At 44.5% G+C, this 18,169-nt stretch carries 15 protein-coding genes; 9 read left to right on the top strand and 6 right to left on the bottom strand.

What is annotated here, in order from left to right:
• Positions 1-46: 46 nt before the first annotated feature.
• Positions 47-385, bottom strand: coding sequence for a hypothetical protein (locus tag ACJ751_RS27360; protein WP_407748720.1), 339 nt, complete (start codon positions 383-385; stop codon positions 47-49).
• A 108-nt stretch (positions 386-493) separates the two neighbouring features.
• Between ACJ751_RS27360 and dinB the strand changes: the two genes are divergently transcribed.
• On the top strand, positions 494-1,570 hold the full coding sequence (gene dinB, locus ACJ751_RS27365; RefSeq protein WP_407748721.1) for a DNA polymerase IV: 1,077 nt from the start codon (positions 494-496) through the stop codon (positions 1,568-1,570).
• A 101-nt stretch (positions 1,571-1,671) separates the two neighbouring features.
• Here the strand turns inward: dinB and ACJ751_RS27370 are convergent, their stop codons facing one another.
• Both ACJ751_RS27370 and ACJ751_RS27375 read right to left on the bottom strand, forming a co-directional pair.
• The gene (locus tag ACJ751_RS27370) at positions 1,672-2,391 is read right to left on the bottom strand and encodes a type 1 glutamine amidotransferase domain-containing protein (RefSeq protein WP_407748722.1); all 720 of its coding nucleotides are present in this window, start codon (positions 2,389-2,391) and stop codon (positions 1,672-1,674) included.
• Between the two features lie 132 nt (positions 2,392-2,523).
• Entirely contained in the window at positions 2,524-3,492 is a 969-nt protein-coding gene (locus ACJ751_RS27375) for a TolB family protein (protein WP_407748723.1), read from the bottom strand.
• 158 nt (positions 3,493-3,650) lie between these two features.
• Here ACJ751_RS27375 and ACJ751_RS27380 point away from each other — a divergent pair, with 158 nt between their 5' ends.
• Together ACJ751_RS27380 and ACJ751_RS27385 are read left to right on the top strand one after the other, a co-directional pair.
• Complete coding sequence (locus ACJ751_RS27380) at positions 3,651-5,648, top strand: ATP-binding protein (protein WP_407748724.1); 1,998 nt, start codon at positions 3,651-3,653, stop codon at positions 5,646-5,648.
• Positions 5,629-6,270, top strand: coding sequence for a response regulator (locus ACJ751_RS27385; protein ID WP_407748725.1), 642 nt, complete (start codon positions 5,629-5,631; stop codon positions 6,268-6,270). The genes ACJ751_RS27380 and ACJ751_RS27385 overlap by 20 nt, the downstream gene beginning before the upstream one ends.
• 24 nt (positions 6,271-6,294) lie before the next feature.
• Here the strand turns inward: ACJ751_RS27385 and ACJ751_RS27390 are convergent, their stop codons facing one another.
• Complete coding sequence (locus ACJ751_RS27390) at positions 6,295-7,029, bottom strand: DUF434 domain-containing protein (RefSeq protein WP_407748726.1); 735 nt, start codon at positions 7,027-7,029, stop codon at positions 6,295-6,297.
• A 166-nt stretch (positions 7,030-7,195) separates the two neighbouring features.
• Here ACJ751_RS27390 and ACJ751_RS27395 point away from each other — a divergent pair, with 166 nt between their 5' ends.
• Genes ACJ751_RS27395 through ACJ751_RS27410 form a run of 4 tightly spaced genes read left to right on the top strand, consistent with a single transcriptional unit; the run spans position 7,196 to position 13,000 of the window.
• A complete protein-coding gene (locus ACJ751_RS27395) occupies positions 7,196-11,296 on the top strand; it encodes an RHS repeat-associated core domain-containing protein (protein ID WP_407748727.1) in 4,101 nt (1,366 codons plus the stop codon).
• 8 nt (positions 11,297-11,304) lie between these two features.
• A complete protein-coding gene (locus ACJ751_RS27400; protein WP_407748728.1) occupies positions 11,305-11,775 on the top strand; it encodes a hypothetical protein in 471 nt (156 codons plus the stop codon).
• A 23-nt stretch (positions 11,776-11,798) separates the two neighbouring features.
• A complete protein-coding gene (locus tag ACJ751_RS27405) occupies positions 11,799-12,368 on the top strand; it encodes a Crp/Fnr family transcriptional regulator (protein WP_407748729.1) in 570 nt (189 codons plus the stop codon).
• Positions 12,369-12,424: 56 nt separating this feature from the next.
• Positions 12,425-13,000 carry a carboxymuconolactone decarboxylase family protein gene (locus ACJ751_RS27410; RefSeq protein WP_407748730.1) on the top strand — a complete coding sequence of 192 codons (576 nt, stop codon included), beginning with the start codon at positions 12,425-12,427 and terminating at the stop codon, positions 12,998-13,000.
• 107 nt (positions 13,001-13,107) lie between these two features.
• Here ACJ751_RS27410 and ACJ751_RS27415 read toward each other — a convergent pair whose 3' ends face one another.
• Together ACJ751_RS27415 and ACJ751_RS27420 are read right to left on the bottom strand one after the other, a co-directional pair.
• Positions 13,108-13,278 carry a hypothetical protein gene (locus ACJ751_RS27415; RefSeq protein WP_407748731.1) on the bottom strand — a complete coding sequence of 57 codons (171 nt, stop codon included), beginning with the start codon at positions 13,276-13,278 and terminating at the stop codon, positions 13,108-13,110.
• Positions 13,279-13,687: 409 nt separating this feature from the next.
• Positions 13,688-15,793 (bottom strand): outer membrane beta-barrel protein, encoded by a 2,106-nt coding sequence (locus tag ACJ751_RS27420; protein WP_407748732.1) that lies wholly within the window; start codon positions 15,791-15,793, stop codon positions 13,688-13,690.
• A 217-nt stretch (positions 15,794-16,010) separates the two neighbouring features.
• On the opposite strand from ACJ751_RS27420, the gene ACJ751_RS27425 reads away from it, so the two are divergent.
• Both ACJ751_RS27425 and ACJ751_RS27430 read left to right on the top strand, forming a co-directional pair.
• A complete protein-coding gene (locus ACJ751_RS27425; protein ID WP_407748733.1) occupies positions 16,011-16,679 on the top strand; it encodes a FadR/GntR family transcriptional regulator in 669 nt (222 codons plus the stop codon).
• Between the two features lie 27 nt (positions 16,680-16,706).
• On the top strand, positions 16,707-17,936 hold the full coding sequence (locus ACJ751_RS27430) for an MFS transporter (protein ID WP_407748734.1): 1,230 nt from the start codon (positions 16,707-16,709) through the stop codon (positions 17,934-17,936).
• Positions 17,937-18,169: the final 233 nt, after the last annotated feature.

Below are 18,169 nucleotides of genomic sequence, written 5' to 3' on the forward strand. Positions count from 1 at the left end.
CTACAACGGTTGACAATTCATGATATTGTCCAGGGAGATTGGGTATTCAGATAATGCCTCGTACCTTACAGCCGGTAATGGCTTTTCCCAATGAAAAAATATTGAGTACGTCTGACGGTTCCAGCAATTCAACAGCGGTTATTGTATGCAGGCTCAGGTGTACATAATTGTTGGTGACTTCGTTTTTGTCACTGGTAATTTGTATTACCAGGATGGCTTCCTCCGTTTTTAATTTGCCGATAGTAACTATTAATCCTTTATATGTAAACCCGGAATTAGTAGCTATTCTTATAATACATTCAGGACAATGGGCTGCTATATAAAATAAAAGTTCCTGTTTATCGATAACCGGAACTGTTTTTAAGGTATTGTTTTGTTTTTGCATGGTTTAGCTATAATTTTTTTTAAGCGTTCTCCTACAACGGTTGACAATTCATGATATTGTCCAGGGAGATTGGGTATTCAGATAATGCCTCGTACCTTACAGCCGGTAATGGCGCAAAGAAAGATTATTCATATCGATATGGATGCCTTTTATGCTTCGGTTGAACAGCGTGACAATCCGGAGTTAAAAGGAAAGGCGATTGCCGTAGGCGGTTTGCCCGAAAACCGTGGAGTAGTGGCCACCGCCAGTTACGAAGCGCGCAAGTTCGGCGTGCGCTCTGCCATGCCATCCAAACGGGCTGTTCAACTTTGTCCGGATCTGATCTTTATTGCGCCACCCCGCTTTGCTGTATATAAAACCGTATCGCGGCAGGTAAGAGAAATTTTTCATCGTTATACCGATCTCATTGAACCTTTATCATTAGATGAAGCGTACCTGGATGTTACCGAAGATAAACAACAGATCGGTTCAGCCATTGGGATTGCGAAGCAAATAAAAGCAGCCATTCGTGATGAGTTACAACTGACTGCTTCTGCCGGCGTATCCATTAATAAATTCGTGGCGAAGATCGCTTCGGATATGAACAAACCCGATGGACTTACCTTTATTCCGCCCGATAAAGTAGAGGAGTTTATGGAAAGTTTGCCCGTGAATAAATTCCATGGAGTAGGGAAGGTAACGGCAGAAAAAATGAATGGGTTGAACCTGTTCACCGGCGCCGATCTTAAACGGCTTTCAGAAGTAGAGCTGGTGCGTTTGTTTGGCAAACAGGGAAGCTTCTATCATAAGATCGTGCGGGGCATTGACGACCGGCCTGTTGAACCCAACCGCGAAACAAAATCAATCAGTGCGGAAGATACTTTTTTAAATGACCTCGATAACCCGGTTGAAATGAAGGAACAGTTAGATCGATTGGCTGCCATTGTTACCAACCGGTTGCAACAATACGAGCTCAAAGGCAAAACCATTACACTCAAAATACGGTACAGCGATTTCAAACAACTCACGCGCAGTCAAACCCTGCCTGCTGCAGTCTCCGATCAGGAAACCATTGCCGCCACCGTGCTGCAGTTGTTGTTAAAGACCGACATCCAGAAAGCAAAGATCCGGCTGCTGGGTGTTGGCGTATCAAATTTTACAGAGGAAAGCGGGCCTGCAGAAACTGCGCAACTGCGGTTGTTCTGACAAGTACATTATGAAAAAGAAAATACCCGCTGCCTGGGCATGTTGTCGGTAGAACCGCCCATGCAGGCATCGGGTATTGTTGGTAAGGCCTTTGCGAATTTTTATAGCGCTTCAGCCGGCATGGTTGCCGCCATTCTTTTAAACACTTCCATTACTGTTTCTGCAGCCAACACGGAAGAGGCCGGGTTCTGGCCGGTGATCAACCTGCCATCACGGGTTACAAACGGGGCCCAGTCTTCTCCTTTCTGATAGTTGGCGCCTTTGCTGCGCAATTTATCTTCCAGCAGGAAGGGAACTATTTTATCCAACTGCGCCTGGGTTTCTTCCCCATTGGTAAAGGCGGTCACCCGCTTTCCCTTGATCAGTAAGTCACCATTAACATCCTTTACATTTATTAAAGCTACCGGGGAATGACACATCAGGGTCATTACCTTACCGGCGCGGTTAAAACTTTCTAACAGGTTGATGGAATCTTCATTATCAGGCAGGTCCCACATAGGTCCATGCCCGCCGGGATAAAACACGGTGTCGAAATCTCTTTCGTTGACCTCACTTATTTTTTTGGTATTGCTGAGGCGTTTGATAGTTTCCGGATCGTTGAAATAACGAATGGTTGCCTCTGTTCTGTTTTCCGGTTCATTACTCTTGGGATCGATCGGCGCCTGACCACCTTTGGGGGAAGCAATAGTGATCTCTTTGCCGTTGTCGAGGAAGTAATAATACGGCGCCGCAAACTCTTCGATCCAAATGCCTGTTTTTCTGTCTGTGTTGCCCATCTGATCGTGGCTCGTAACCACAAATAGTACTTTGTTAAATTCCATTTTCTATGTTTTAAATGGTGAAAGATCTATTTGTTATTCCGTGGGCATAAGATTAAAAAAACGAGCTGAAGTTCATTTGCGTGGGATACAGATCATGCAGGGAGGACAAATGTAGGGAATTTACAGGTAATCCTATCGCCACAATGTAATGCCATCAGCTGCTTCAGGTCTATTTTCCCCTTTTGCAATAAGCGGGATCACCCGTTTGTCTGCTTTATCATCCAGATTGTATTTGCCAAAATCTGCCGGGATAATGGCTTGGTTCCACCAACGTCCCATTTGATTGGTGAGCGTGTAATTATAACCGATCAACAGGTATTTGGAATCTGGCGAAAACACAGGCCATACCTCAATGTCATTGCTTTCGGTGATCTGGGTAAGGTTACTGCCATCCGCATTCATCATCCACAAATGATTGCCGCCACGCAGGGCAATCTTGCTGCCATCTGGGCTGGCGCTGTAATAGCCCCAGGTGTCGAAGTTGAACGTCTTTACCAGGGTGGCAGCGGTGAAGGCCGTATTGGTGCGATATAAATTGTTGCCCTGGCTGAACAAAAAGGTATTATCGGGCATCCAGATCACTCTGCCCTCCAGTTTTTGTCCCTGGTAGGAAGCGAGGTTAAAAAGAATTTTCCCCTGCAGGTCTAAAATGATAACGCCATCGTCATAAGTAGGCGGCACCAGGATCAACTTCTTATCATAAGACAACTGGGGAGAAGTGAGATTGGAATAGCCGGATAGTTTTTTAAATTTCGAAACGATGGTATTATCCTTGACATTGGTGATCGTGTATACTTCGTTATCGTAATCGTCCGGATCGTCCGTTGATTCGATGAGCAAGGTATTATCGCGGCTAACATCCCAGCCATTGCGCCGGGTGTTATAAGGAAGAAATGTTGCTTTCACGCCTGTTTGCAGATCAAATTTTTTCGCACCTTCCGTAGCCCAGTCGTAATAGAGAATACCTTTTCCCAGTTGCGTGGCGCCGGTACCCGTGCCCGTGCCTGTAACCGGATCTGTTGTGCCATCATCGCCGCCGCCGGCTTTTGAACAGGCTGCAAACAATAATACCAGTGCTATCCAGTATAAATTCTTTTTCATGTTAGAAATGATTAATGGTTGAAAGAGAGAATTGCTTTCGCAAAATTCAGTGGGGCAGCCTTGCAAGACAATACTCCCAAAGGTGTATTTTTCATAGCGGAAGTGGGTATATGCCAACCGACATTCGTTTTATCCCTATTTTTAGAACCCCGTTTAAAATGGAGCTATTGAACCATTCATTAATAAACACCATCCGGAAAACAGGTTATTGCCTGGTGCTGCTATGTCTGTACGTTCAGGCAGCAGCGCAGCACGTGGTAGACGACCGGAAAGTTCCCGACAGCCTGCAGCAAGTGCTAAAAACGTCAAAAACGCTAAAAGAAAAACTGGATGCCCTTTTTTTGCTTTCTGATTATTACAGCACCAGGGATACCTCCAAAGCCCTGGGTTATGCCCGGCAGGGCATAGAGATGAGCAAACGGGATGAATACCTGGCCGGGGTGGCGCACTTCTATCTGGCCGGTGTGTACTTTGAATTTGATGTGGACCGCAGTCAGCAGGAATATTTGTACGCAGAAAAACTCTTACGTCCCTTTCCGCAAAAAGAAGCGTTGATCTACCGGTCAAGGGCATGGAATAATTATGGCGCCATTGAGCAACGGAAAGATAAACCACGGGAGTTCCTCGATATCCTTATCAATAAAGTATTGCCGTTGGCGCAACAGGCCGGCGATAGTACCCGCATGGCGTTGAGTTATCACAATATCGGACTGGTGCTGCTTAATTTGAATGAATATCCCCGATCGCTTCAATATTTTTCGCGGGCCATTGCTATTATGGAAGCGGGTAAGGAAGTGTATGCCGATCTGGCCGATACGTATGTAATGTCGGCCCGGGCCACTATTTTAAGTGGCCAGCCAAAGCAGGCTTTTCCGTTTCTGCAAAAAGCAAAAAAGATCCTGGAGCCCAATCCTGATTCTTATTTCTGGCCGCTGTATTATTCAGTAGAAGGAGCATACTACAGGAACATTCATTCCTATTCGTTGGCGCATGAAAGTCTTGAAAGAGGATTGACCGTGGCCAGTCAAATGAGTGATGTTTTTGAGAAGCGGGCATTGTTGTACGAGCAGTTCAACGTATTCAAAGAAGAAAAGAATTATGCAGCGGCTAAGAACATGTTACTGCAAGGGCTGGAGATGGAAACCAGTTTCCCGCTTTCGAAAAACAAAAAACAGCTCCTGTTCGATCTGGCAGAAACGGAAAAACTATCTGGCAATACTGATGCTGCTTATCGTTATTTGATGCAATATGCGGTTTTGTCGGATTCCATCTATACACAGCAAACAAAAAATGAGATCGATGCCCTGGAAGCGCGTTTCAGAACGGCAGAGAAAGAAAAACAGATCGGGAACCTGGAACACGAGAAAAAAGAAAGGAAATTCCAGATCCTGTTGTTACTGGCAGTGGTGGCTGTATTAAGCCTGATTGCCATTATTACTATTATGCGATTGCAGTATCGCAAAAAAATGGCTGCCAGACGCGAAACAGCCTATCAGGCCGAACTGGAAAGAAAAGAAAAAGAAAAGCAATTATCGAATTATATGGCGCTCATGGAAGGACAGGAGCAGGAGCGCCAGCGAATGGCCCGCGATCTGCACGATGGGTTGGGATGCGAGTTGGCTGCTATTAAATTGGGGCTGTCAGGCATCCCTGCGGAGAGTGCATCGCAGGAATTGTCATTGCAACAGGTAACAGAGAAGCTGGATGCATCTATCCGGGAATTGCGCCTGATCTCGCGCAACATGATGCCGGAATCGTTGCTCACCCTGGGTTTGAAGGAGGCGCTCAATGACCTGTGCAGTTCAGTAATGACCCCGCAACTTCGGTTGGTGTACAATGCATACAATATTGATCCCGCATTGCCGCAATCCTCGCAGATCATGATCTATCGCATGATCCAGGAGATCATTACCAATGCCGTAAAACATGCGAATGCTTCAGAGATCATGCTGCAATGCAGCCAGGAAGAAGATCGTTTCTTTATTACCGTGGAAGACAATGGCAAAGGTTTTGATATCAGTAGCCATCATTCGAAAGGGATCGGTCTGAAAAATATCCGTAACCGCGTGGACTATTTTCATGGCCATCTTCATATTGAATCATCATCGGAAGGAACCATAATAAATATCGAGCTGCATGTTGCCGAACCATCATAAGATCAGTATTGCGATTGTAGATGATCATCCCATCGTGATCCAGGGGTTCAAATCGTTATTGGAGAATAACCCGCTGTATGAAATTGCCGGTTGTTTTACAACGGGTGGTGCGTGTATGACCTTTCTCCAAACAAATCAAGTAGACATCGTACTACTTGATATCACCCTGCCCGATGGCAATGGCGTTCATTTCTGCGCAGCCATCAGCGAACAGTATCCAGGTACCATTATAGTTGCACTTAGCAATCTGAATGAACGAAGCATTATTTCACAAATGTTCAGGAACGGAGCCAGGGGTTACCTGCTTAAAAATATTTCAGCCAAAGAACTGCTGGATGCACTCAATACCGTACTGGAAGGCAAAACGGCCATGAGCCAGGAAGTAAAGGAGATCATGCAGCAACCCGATCTCAATACCTTACAGGCGATACCCGAACTTACCAAAAGAGAAAAACAAATTCTGCAATTACTGGCCGAAGGACAAAAATCAGCTGCCATTGCGGAAGCATTGTTTATCAGTCCGCTTACGGTAAAAACGCATCGGGCTACGCTGCTGCACAAATTTCAGGTGAACAATATTGTTACTTTGATAAACAGGGCCAAGGAGACGGGGTTGATTTAAAGCTGCGCCAATAAACAGTTGCGGTTATTCCGGCAGGTTAATCAGCTTATTAAATGAAAGTATTTTTATTGCTGACAATTGGTTAATGATGTGCGCGCCCAAATTAAACCAGGACTTGCATTCATTCAGCACCCAGGCATCGGAACTGCAAATTAATCCCCTGCTTTCTATCAGGTATTTGTCAGGCGCATTTTCGAGCCTGATCTCCCAGGGAAAATGGTGTTTGCCTGCAATTTCATAACAGGTACCTTTTAGCTTACCGCTGTTCGATACGGGGGCATCGAACACCCAGATCACTTTTTGCAATTGCAGTTGTTGCAGTGTTTTTCCTATCATGATCAGGGCTTCTTCGGTGGTTTGCACTGTTCTGTAAGAACCGTGTACAGAGGAGATGTCCCGGTAGCAGCCATCCAGTCCTTCAAATACAAAACCGCCTGAAAGCGCTGTTTCAAGAATGATAAGAATATTGAATCCATCCAACAGGATGGTTTCATCTTTTAATGCGGCAGGCAGCACTTCTTTGTTTTTCCGTAACCTGAGCTCGTTGGCAGAACAGGCCATTCCCTGCAGGGCCTGCAATTGACGTTTCACCAACTGATACCTGTTGCCTGCCAGGGACAGGGATGCTTTAAGCGGGTAGTTCCTGCCAAGCAGGTAATACAGATCCTCGAGGGCATGCTGTAATTTTTCCTGCGCTTCGGGCTGACCGAACAGTAAATTATCCGTAGCATTATTTTCTAAAGTGTTGCGGCTTGCCATAGGACAAAATTAAGTAAGTCCCACTAAAGTTGAATTTGCTGCCAATTTTGTCACCAACCGGGAGGTGTGAACAAAAAATACCCATATGCCTTAAGGTGATAGGAATGAAATTTGTTAATTTAAAAGACCATTTCGTGTACCATTAACCATTATACAATAGCCTAATATGTACGTTGCGAACACGCACCTTAAGCCTGTGATCGGCATCGATCTTCATTTTGTGAACACGCCGATACCATTTGTCCCGCTTCCTCACCCTTATATCGGGTTGGTAATAGATCCCTTCGATTATCTCCCCTTTATTGGCGCCACTGTAAAAATAAACCATGTGCCGCGTGGTAATACTGATACGGCCGGGATAATTATCACGTTTATACATATCCCGTTTGGCATTGGTTTTTCCCTTATGCCGCTTGTTGGTCATGACAGCCAGAATTTCTTTGGCAGCAAAACCGTATCGGTAGATGGGGCGCCTATGAGCGGGGCGGGGTATATGATGATGACCTGTAATGACATTGGATTACCGCTTTCGTTCAAACCCGGGAAAAAATTCAAACCCATTCCTTCCTTATACCTGCCTACTTCGTTTTGTATTCCCCTGCAATGGGGTAAACCGGTACTGGTTGGCGGACCGCTGGTGCCCAACTTCAGTCTGATGGCTTTGTTAAAAGCGTTTGTGTTTGGCTGTTTTTTAAAAATAATTGGTAAAATAGGCGGTAAACTACTAAAAGCATTAAACAATAAGATCCTCAAAAAATTCCCTTCTACCAAAAAGTTAAACGAAAAGCTGTGTAAAATGGGTTTCGACCCTGTTGATCTCATCACTGGCCGGGTAAACTATACCTATACCGATATTGAATTGCCTGGACCCATTCCTTTTAAATTTATCCGCAGCTGGGATAGTGATTCTGCAATGGAAGGACCGTTGGGGCATGGCGTTCAACTGAGCTATGACCGTTGGATCCGGGAATGGCAGGAGGACGATTGTTTTTCGTTGATGATGGCCGATGGCCGGCTGGTAGCTTTTCCGTTTTTGGCAGCCGGAGAGGAATTCTATCACCCACAGGAAAAAATATTGATCCGCCGAAAACAAAACGGCCATTTCCTGCTGGAAGATTATAACGATCATTATTACTATCATTTCAATTATGATAAACAACCCGGGGTTTGGCGGTTGTCGTTTATTGAGAATTACAGCGGCAATCGCATTCAATTACATTATACGGGGACCCGGTTACATGCTATTACCGACAGCGTTGGCCGGCAATTGTTCTTTACAACAGATACACATCATCGCATCACCAGCGTAACACTCAAACATAAAACAATTGAACGCGTCCTGGTTAGCTATAGCTATAATGAAGCCGGCGACCTGGTAACTATCGCCGATGCATTGAACCAGGCTGTAGAACTGGAATACCACCATCACCTGATGGTAAAAAAGACTGATCGGAACGGACAGTCATTTTACTGGGAATATGATGATGCCAACCGTTGTGTGCATACCTGGGGTGATGGCGGCGTACTGGAAGGATCCATACAATATGGCAAAGGATATAATGAAGTAACCAATTCACTGGGTGAAACCACTACTTATTATTTCGATGAAAATAACCTGTGTATTCAGCAAACCGATCATTATGGCAATCACAAATACATGGAGTATACGGATGAATTTGAGTTATACCGCGAAATTGATGAAGCCGGCCATATAACCGGGTACAAATACAATGAACGGGGTCTGTTAGAGGAAAAAACATTCCCTGATGGCAATAGTATACAATATCATTACAACGAATACAATCAGCCCGTTCTTTCTGTTAACCCCGATGGCAGCAGTCAGTCCAGGGGGTATGATGAGGCCCGTCGTTTACAATTTGTGAATTATCCCAATGGAAAAACAATTACCTACGAATACAATGAGGAAGGGCAATTAGCGGCGGTCATTGAAACCGGTAACCGCAAAACGCAGCTCCAGTATGATGAGGATGAGAACCTCGTAAGCCTGCAATGGCCCGATGGCTCGACAGCAAGGTGGAAGTATGATGCCATGGGCAATTGTATACAAACCACCAATACATCTGGTCATGTACGACAGTTTCAATATGATCAACTGAACCGATTAAACAATATTTACCTGCCAGATGGCAATACGGTAAGGTTGGCGTACAATGCCTATGAGGAAGTGCTTCGGGCGGCAGATAAACACCATGATGTTCAATTTGAATATACTCCATTAGGAAAACTGGCCAAATGGAAAGCGCAAAAGACCGAGCAGCAATTCCTGTACGATACAGAACAACGATTGCAGTCAGTGGTGAATGAAGCAGGACGCCACTATACCTTTCATTACAACAAACGCGGAGAGATCATCAGGGAGACAGGGTTTGGCGGTTTGCAGCAACAGTTTGAAAGAGATATTACCGGCAGGGTAGTGAAAATAGTACGACCCGGTGGACGGTTTACCAATTATGAATATGATGCCAATGGCCGTGTCATTCGCGTAGAATACGAAGACGGTAGCTGGGAAATATTTTCATACGATAGAAATGGCAACCTGCAGGAGGCTATCAATGAACATAGTCATGTTCAGTTTACCCGCAATAAAATGGGGTTGGTTGAAACCGAAGCGCAGAACGAATACCGGGTGCAAAGCCATTATAATAAAATGGGCGAGCGCATATTGGTGACCAGTAACTTGGGAGCTGAGATACAATTACAGCGTAATAAACTGGGACTGGTAACCCATCTGCAGGCAAAACAACATGACTTGTTATGGGAAGCACATTTGAATTACAACCAGGCAGGGCAGGAGATAGCGAGAGTGTTACCAGGTGGCATTACCAGCGAATGGCGATACGATCAGGCCGGCCGTCCTGGTGAACACCGGGTTACCCATGGCCGCTTGACACAAAGCTGGAAGAAATATACCTGGGATACCAGTGACCGCCTGACTAATGTATTTGATGCTATCGCTCAGGGCAATACGCATTTTAAACATGATGCCCTGGGAAATCTTGTATTTGCGCAGTATGCAGATAATCGAATTGTGCATCGAACTGTGGATGCTACTGGAAATGTATACGAAAGCAGACATCAGTCGGATCGTACTTACAGTAATGCCGGCGCTCTGTTAGAAAGCAAACAGCATCTTTATAAATACGATGAAGAAGGCAGACTGATCAACAAAACAAATAAAACAAACAGACTGCAAACGCAGTACGAATGGTATGCCAACGGCCGGTTGAAGAAGGTGACACCTGCCAATGGCAAAGAGGTGTTGTTCACCTACGATGCATTGGGACGCCGCATTTCAAAAACAACCGGTGGTAAAATTACCCGGTGGGTATGGGATAATGATAAGCCATTACATGAATGGACATATGCCACAAATGAAAAGCCGCAGGCGATGGTGAGCGAATGGGGAGAAATTATGTACGACAAAGAGGAACCAGGTCCTGGTAATGCCTTTGATAAAACCAATCCCATCACCTGGATCTTTGATGAGGGCTATCATTCGCTGGCTGCCAAAATAGTGAACGGACAAACATACTGCATCATAGGCGATCATTTGGGAACGCCGCATTGTATGTATGATGCTGCGGGAAAAGCCGTTTGGGAAGGGACATTAGATATTTACGGAAGAACGAAGATTTTGAAGGGGCACAATAGTGAGCAGCCTTTCCGGTTTTCCGGTCAATATGAAGATGTGGAGACCGGTCTTTATTATAACAGGTTCCGATATTACGACCCGGAAGCCGGTGTTTACATCAGTCAGGATCCTATCCGACTGATGGGGGGCAGACAATTGTATGGGTATGTAAATGATCCAACAGTAAAAGTTGATATCTTCGGGTTGTCGGGTTTTGATCCATTTTCGGTAGGGGAGATCACCCCTTTCCCTGACAATATCATGTTTGGTCAGGGCAGATGTGCGCCTCAATTCAGTTCAATAGGTTCACAGGCCGCCGATGAAATTGTGGGGCAACCGGTTCGTGCAGTTGGTGAGGCTATTGGCAGGGGCGAATTGAGTCCCGATCTGTTAGTGATCTCATATACGAAAAGACCCACTGGTGAAATAGTGACTTTAAATAACAGGGGATTGGCTGCCCTGACTATATCCGGTAAAAATCCGGAGTATGCGGTATATGTGCCATTTCATGAGGTGCCCCCGCATCTGAAAAGTGATATGCCATCACATTCAATTGATCTCACTTTAAATAAAGACGGATCGGGTTTAATAGAAAAAGTAACCAGGTGTAAATAAAAGAAGCAATGATGCAGGAAAAACGTAAACTGGCGCCTGTAAAGGTGAATTGGAAAGCAGGCGCATATGAACTTTATATTCACGGATCAGAACAATCAACCCTGATCGCAACCACAATAGTGAAGTTACCTGATGGTTCAAATAAAAGGCTCAGGATCATTTTTGAGTCCTTTGCGGAGTTTCGGTTCTTCAATTACAATTACGGGGAATCCAATTATAAAGAATACCTGATACAAGCCCCTGATGGTATCTTCCTGGAAGATACGGCCGATTGGGATCCTTATGGACCTTCTTTCCGAGGGGATGGTGTTTGTATCAATCCTTATTTTTATGAAGTACAGAACACCGAGTGGTTCAATGAAAAATGGTATCAGAAACTTACTAAACAAAACTTTAAACATTATTTACTGGTAGGGTACGATAGTTATCTTGAAGTGCTGGCAAAGGACAGTATTAAATATGAGTTTGAGGAATTGTAATGGCGATCGTTTAGCTTTGAATCATGACAGCATTTTTCGACTCCGTAAAAGACAAAATGCAGCTTTCGCCAACAAGCAGGGAGGCGTTTCTGTCGGTAATGCGAAACGAAGATTACCCTAAAGGGCATATCCTGGTAAAACCCGGCACGGTTTGTACTTCCATGTTCTTTGTTGAAAAGGGGTTGACAAGAACCTTTTACTACAAGGATGATAAAGATGTTACAGACTGGTTCAGTCCGGAAAGTACCGTTGCTGTTTCCATAGTGTCATTTCTCAATCAGCAGCCTGACAGGCGTGGTATTGAATTGCTGGAAGATTCCAACCTCTGGGCACTGGATTATAAAGACCTTGAAATGCTTTGTGCCCGGCACCATGAAATAGAAAAATTTACCCGGCTGTTGGCTGCGCATGGTATCTTACTGATCCAGGAACGTTTTGATGACTTACATTTTGCAACAGCCGCCGAGCGCTATAAAAAACTAATGGACCGCCAGCCTACCATTTTACAAAGAGCACCATTGGGCATGATCGCTTCTTACCTGGGTATAACGCAGGAAACGTTGAGCAGGATCCGGTCACAACACGCTTTTTGATATTTATCAAAAAATTCACCCGCTGCACGTCCGAACTTTGCTGTAAAATTAATTATATGCGACTTACAGCAATCGAACGCCCCAAAGGACTTGTATTACATTTTTTTTACTGGGTTAGTAAAAAGCAATTCGGCAAAGTACTGGTGGCGCTGAAAGTAATATATGCGCGCAGTAAACCGGTTCTATTTGCCTCAATGAAGATCCTGTCAACCGATAATAAATTATCGCTTGCCAAACAAACCAGGATCCTGATCCGCTATTTTACGTCCCATTTAAATAATTGCGCCTTTTGCGCCAACGCCATGCGTTTTCAGGCTCATAAAGCGGGTATGGACAGGGCCCAGCTAAAGGAGATCTTACAATTTGAAAACAGCGAACGCTTCAACGAAAAAGAAAAAGCGTTGCTGGCCTACGTAAGGGGAGTAACCACCAATAAAAGCACTACTGACGAGATCTTTCAAAACCTGCAACGCTTTTATTCCGACAAAGAAATAATAGAGATCACCTGGGTGAATGCCTCGGAAAATTATTTTAACCTGATGGCCAAACCAATGGGGCTTGAATCGGATGACCTGAAAGCAAAAAGCCGGCAGCAGGCAGAACAGCTGCAAGCGGCTATGGCTAAGGGATGAATGGTAAAAGGCTTTATCTGGCTGGCCTTGTTTTATTTTGTTGCAAAAAGATAGCAAATGGGAAATTACGCAGGTGGGATATATTAATGTAGTTTTTCATTTCAGTGTTAGTAAGAAGGTCTGGGATATTTTAGTTTATAATCTTTGTAAGCATACGCACCAGACCCTAATTGGTCACTATCGTTGTTCAGGAAAGTGATAAAATAGTCGCCACCCATTTCATAATGCCAAATACTGGTTTCCACTATTTTTCCTTTGCTGACAATAATGTAAGTCATGTCTTCTTTTAATTCAAGGTAGCAGGAATTGCAGTTTGGATATTCTGTTAGCCAGAATAATGCAAGGAGGATATAAATGCAGTAGGGTAAAAGTTCTGAAATGGCTGACATTGGTGATCTATATGAAATCCGTTTATTGTTTAATTGGACTGTCTTTTCTTTTTTCTGGCAATCGGTTCCTGCAAAGGTTTTCTAAATTTACAAAAATTACGTTTCTAAAAAGTGAACATAGTTTTTACATCCTGCATGCTTATCTTGTTTTATGGGTGATTCGCAATCTGGGTTATTATTATAATCTGACAGGAAGAAAAGATGCTGCCATCAATGGCGGGCAAAGCGCTGGCTTAAAAATAATAGTTTTTACTTTGAGTATTTATGTAGGCGCTGCCTGTTGGTAGCGCTATTTGTTTTAATTAACCCTTCCTGCCTCTGACTCGATACCTGTTTTTCTTTCCCGCCGGTTAGCCGCTTTTCCAAAACGATAGCTGAAGCTGATAGTAAGTCTTTGGGTATCGGTTTCCAGGTAATAATAAACTTCCGCGTACTGGATCTTTGTAAGCCTTTTTGTTTTTGAGCTATGAAATATATCACTGCCAGACAGAGAAATGGTTGCTTTTTCGTTCAACTTTTTTTGCACGCCGCCATATACCTGGCCAATGGGACGATATGTCGTTTGCCACACCAATAATTTACTCCGGTAGGTGGTGGTAATGTCGCCCGACCAGCCATGGTTGAATTTAAACTGGTGGTAGGTCTTTAGATAAAAGGTGGTCAGGTTTTTATTGGCATACAATCCTTCATTGAAAATGGCGCCCTTGTAGTGGCGGTTGATGAATTCCTGGCTGATGTTTGCCGTCCACCAGTGGGTAATATTGAGTGTCCAGTTTATGCTGGTGCCGATAGTTGTATACAGGTCAACGTTCACGGGCAGGGAAAAAAAAGCATCGCCCACCTGCTTATAACCGCGGGTTATTACACCTTTGGTGCGGCTATAGCTGATGCCGGCGATAAACCTGTTATGCGTGTATGATAAGTCCAGGTTGTTGCTGAAAGCTGGTTGCAACAAACTGTTTCCTGTATTGGTGGTGTTTCTGTCGAAATAAAACGAAGAAGGGTTCAGGTCGCTGTAGTCGGGTCGTTCAATTCTTCTGCCTGCCGAAAAGCCCAGGGTGTTTTTACCGCTGCTGTCTAATTTATACATCAGATATAGGGTGGGGAAGCCGTTGGTATAATGTAAGGAGAATGCTGTGTCGGGCTTTGCAGCCATATTGTATTGCAAGGCTTTCCCGGCGGTGCCTTCTACCCGCACACCTGCCTGTGCCGAAAACCTGTTGAAATTCTTTTGCAGGGTTACATAAACTGCATTGATATTTTCACGATAACGGAATTGGTTACTTAACTGGAGATCGGGATAATAGTTGCTGGTATTGTTTCTGTCTGAATAAATAGCCTGAACTCCTTGTTCCCATTTAATGCTGCCGAATAAGGTATCGATATAATTTACTTTTGTACTATAGATACGGGCTGTGTAGGGGCTTTCTGTTATCAATCCATATTGTGTTGTCTGCGGATCATCGGGGTGATGCGCTTCGCTTTCCAGGTGTTGATTGGCGCGGAGACTATATTGCAGGTAATCGAGGTTAACGTTTATTTCCCGGCGACGGCCTGTTAAAAAACGTTGCAGGTTTACATTCAGGGCATCCCGGTGCGTATTAGTGGTAAAGCGGCTGTTTGAGATAACAAACGAATCTGACTTAACTGAATTTCCATTGAAATAATTATTATAGCTGCCCGTTTCCCAATATGGTTGCCTGAATCCATCGTACAACACGCCCAGGCTCGTGTTTCTGTTGACAAAATAATCGATGCCCACATTATAATTGAAACCCTGGTCATGATGAAGCTCGTGCACATTTTGTAACAGCGTATATGATAATAAATTATTGGGATAAGTATATACTCGTTGCCGGTGTGAACTAAAGTAGCCTTTATAAACACTATACCCTGCGGTTGAAAAGATATTCAGTTTATTATTCCTGTAATTGAACAGCAGGCTGTTGCCCGATCTGAAATACCGGCCTTGTGATGCACTTACTGTGGCATTTCCGTTAAACCCATGGGTCTTTATTTTCTTCAGCCTTATATTAATAATAGCAGTCCCGTCTGCATTATATCGCGACGAAGGGTTCGGCATCAACTCAATTTGATCGATCATGGAAACGGGCAGCGATCTTAAATAATTTAACAGGTCAGTACCGCTAAGCCGGGTAGGTTTGTCATCGATATAAACAATCACTCCTTCACGGCCTCTTAGGCTAACGCTTCCATTTTCATCAACCAGCACCCCGGGCGCCAGATTCAGCACATCTATGGCATTGCCGCCAGCCGTGGAGGCAAGCGCATTGGCGTTCACGACTATTCTGTCTAGCCGGTGCTCGATGAACCGGGTTTTTTGTCCCGTTACCACTACTGTTTTTAATTGTTTTGTGTTGGCTGAATCTACTCCCTGCCTCATAGAGTGGATTGTATCCTGTTGGGCATTCGCATTACAATAAATAAATAGCCCGGTTAAAAGCAGGGCGGACTGAAGTATCTGCTGCATGCCACAAACCTATAACTATTAGTTTAGTTAAACAACTAAATGATTAGTTAAAAACGATAATTACTTGTTAACCGGGCAAAAATTTTTAGAATTTGTCAGTAAGCTGTTATCTTTGCAATCATCAGATGATATGATGAATAATTTAATTCCACGCCGGTCACTGGCAGATGAAGTGGCCGCCCAACTACAACAACAAATAGTCCTGGGAAAGTATAAAACCGGGGAACAGCTGCCCATTGAACCCGAATTGATGAAGACATTTGGGGTGGGGCGCTCAACTATTCGCGAGGCTATCAAAAGCCTGGTGAACTCGGGATTGCTGCGCGTACAGCAGGGACTGGGCACATTTGTGGAAGGAACGGAGGGCATAAAAGAGCCCTTGTCGCAACGGTTAAGACGGGCCGATTATAAAGACCTGGATGAGATCAGGCAGTTGTTGGAAATGAAGATCGCTGAAAAAGCGGCTGTCAATCGCACCGAAGATGACCTGAAGGAAATACGGCACTGGCTGACGCTCCGCAAAAAAACAGCTACAGACAACCAGTTGGTTGAATGCGTGGAGGCAGATATCCGGTTTCACACCGCCATTGCAGTAGCTTCCAAAAACGAAATCCTGGCAGATCTGTATAAAACCTTAACGGTTCAAATAAAAAAATGGTTCCTGACCATTCATACAGATACTACCGACTTCCAGCAAACGCAAAGTCTGCACGAACAATTGCTAAAAGCCATTGAAGGAAACGACACCAAAAAGGCCTGGAACACGGCCGCAAGAATTATAGGACATAAATCACAATAGACAGGTCTATTAATAACAGGATATATTATGATGAAAACAACCAATTCCCCGGCAGTTATTGATGCGAAGGCGCTGGCGCAAACAACCGTTTATTCCATTCTGTTTACGATCAGTTTTTCCCATTTGCTGAATGATATGATGCAGTCGGTTATCCCGGCTATTTATCCCCTGCTAAAGAACAACTATCATTTGTCGTTTACCCAGATCGGGTTGATCACTTTTACTTTTCAATTAACGGCCTCCTTGCTGCAACCATTTGTGGGGCATTTTACCGATAAAACACCGCGGCCGTATTCGCTGGCCATCGGCATGGGTTTTACCTTAACCGGGCTTATCTCCCTGTCAATGGCACATAATTTTGCCACCATACTTATTAGTGTAAGCCTCATCGGTATGGGGTCGTCCGTTTTCCATCCTGAATCTTCCCGGGTGGCGCACCTGGCTTCGGGTGGTAAAAAAGGACTGGCGCAATCCATTTTTCAGTTAGGTGGCAATGCCGGCTCTGCTATTGGCCCTTTGCTGGCCGCATTGATCGTGGTGCCTTACGGACAGTTCAACATCATCTGGTTTGGACTGGCGGCCATTTTAGCCATAGTGGTATTGATAAAAGTAGGCGGCTGGTATAAAGATCATTTGGAATTGAAAAAGAAAAACAAGGCGGTAGCACCGGTTACGCATTTGCATTTGCCAAAGGCAAGGGTAATCACTGCATTGGCCATTCTGCTGGTGCTTATTTTCTCAAAGTATTTTTACATGGCCAGCATGAGCAGCTATTTTACTTTTTATCTGATTGATAAATTCCACCTTTCCGTACAGCAATCGCAGATCCACCTGTTCATCTTCCTGGCATCAGTAGCCGCAGGCACGCTGTTGGGCGGTCCGCTGGGTGATCGTTTTGGAAGAAAATATATTATCTGGATCTCTATCCTGGGTGTGGCGCCATTTACTTTATTATTGCCTTACGCCAACCTGTTCTGGACCAGCATGCTTTCAGTGGTCATTGGCTTTATTCTCGCCTCGGCATTCTCCGCTATCCTGGTGTATGCTACAGAACTGGTGCCCGGTAAAGTAGGGATGATCGCCGGGTTGTTCTTTGGTTTTGCCTTTGGCATGGGCGGTCTTGGTTCGGCCCTGTTAGGAAAGTTGGCTGATATAACCAGTGTAAACTATGTGTTCCATGTATGTGCCTTTTTGCCTTTGTTGGGTATTATTACCGGTTTTCTGCCCAATATTGAACAACCGAAAAAAGCAGGATAAGGCACAAGGCACAAGGTTCAAGGCAGAAGGCCGAGAAAATGCCGGCGATACAGGGTAATTATTAATCTCAACAATCGCGAGCCATTCACGATTGCCGATTCACGATTCACGATTGTCGCGAGTCATTTCACGTTTCACGTTTGCCGATTCACCTTGTGCCTTTACCCTATACTCTTCTTAAAAGCATTAATAATATAGTTATTGTCCTGGTACAACAGGGTTTCATTTACTGA

This window comes from Niastella sp., assembly GCF_045805085.1.
GTDB lineage: Bacteria > Bacteroidota > Bacteroidia > Chitinophagales > Chitinophagaceae > Niastella.

What these genes read in the sequence shown, in the direction of transcription:
- ACJ751_RS27360 (WP_407748720.1), bottom strand. Translation starts at nt 385, where the DNA reads ATGCAAAAACAAAACAATACCTTAAAAACAGTTCCGGTTATCGATAAA.
- ACJ751_RS27380 (WP_407748724.1), top strand. Translation starts at nt 3,651, where the DNA reads ATGGAGCTATTGAACCATTCATTAATAAACACCATCCGGAAAACAGGT.
- ACJ751_RS27420 (WP_407748732.1), bottom strand. Translation starts at nt 15,793, where the DNA reads ATGAGGCAGGGAGTAGATTCAGCCAACACAAAACAATTAAAAACAGTA.
- ACJ751_RS27410 (WP_407748730.1), top strand. Translation starts at nt 12,425, where the DNA reads ATGCGACTTACAGCAATCGAACGCCCCAAAGGACTTGTATTACATTTT.
- ACJ751_RS27395 (WP_407748727.1), top strand. Translation starts at nt 7,196, where the DNA reads ATGTACGTTGCGAACACGCACCTTAAGCCTGTGATCGGCATCGATCTT.
- ACJ751_RS27385 (WP_407748725.1), top strand. Translation starts at nt 5,629, where the DNA reads ATGTTGCCGAACCATCATAAGATCAGTATTGCGATTGTAGATGATCAT.
- dinB (WP_407748721.1), top strand. Translation starts at nt 494, where the DNA reads ATGGCGCAAAGAAAGATTATTCATATCGATATGGATGCCTTTTATGCT.
- ACJ751_RS27390 (WP_407748726.1), bottom strand. Translation starts at nt 7,029, where the DNA reads ATGGCAAGCCGCAACACTTTAGAAAATAATGCTACGGATAATTTACTG.
- ACJ751_RS27375 (WP_407748723.1), bottom strand. Translation starts at nt 3,492, where the DNA reads ATGAAAAAGAATTTATACTGGATAGCACTGGTATTATTGTTTGCAGCC.
- ACJ751_RS27415 (WP_407748731.1), bottom strand. Translation starts at nt 13,278, where the DNA reads ATGACTTACATTATTGTCAGCAAAGGAAAAATAGTGGAAACCAGTATT.
- ACJ751_RS27370 (WP_407748722.1), bottom strand. Translation starts at nt 2,391, where the DNA reads ATGGAATTTAACAAAGTACTATTTGTGGTTACGAGCCACGATCAGATG.
- ACJ751_RS27430 (WP_407748734.1), top strand. Translation starts at nt 16,707, where the DNA reads ATGATGAAAACAACCAATTCCCCGGCAGTTATTGATGCGAAGGCGCTG.
- ACJ751_RS27425 (WP_407748733.1), top strand. Translation starts at nt 16,011, where the DNA reads ATGATGAATAATTTAATTCCACGCCGGTCACTGGCAGATGAAGTGGCC.
- ACJ751_RS27400 (WP_407748728.1), top strand. Translation starts at nt 11,305, where the DNA reads ATGATGCAGGAAAAACGTAAACTGGCGCCTGTAAAGGTGAATTGGAAA.
- ACJ751_RS27405 (WP_407748729.1), top strand. Translation starts at nt 11,799, where the DNA reads ATGACAGCATTTTTCGACTCCGTAAAAGACAAAATGCAGCTTTCGCCA.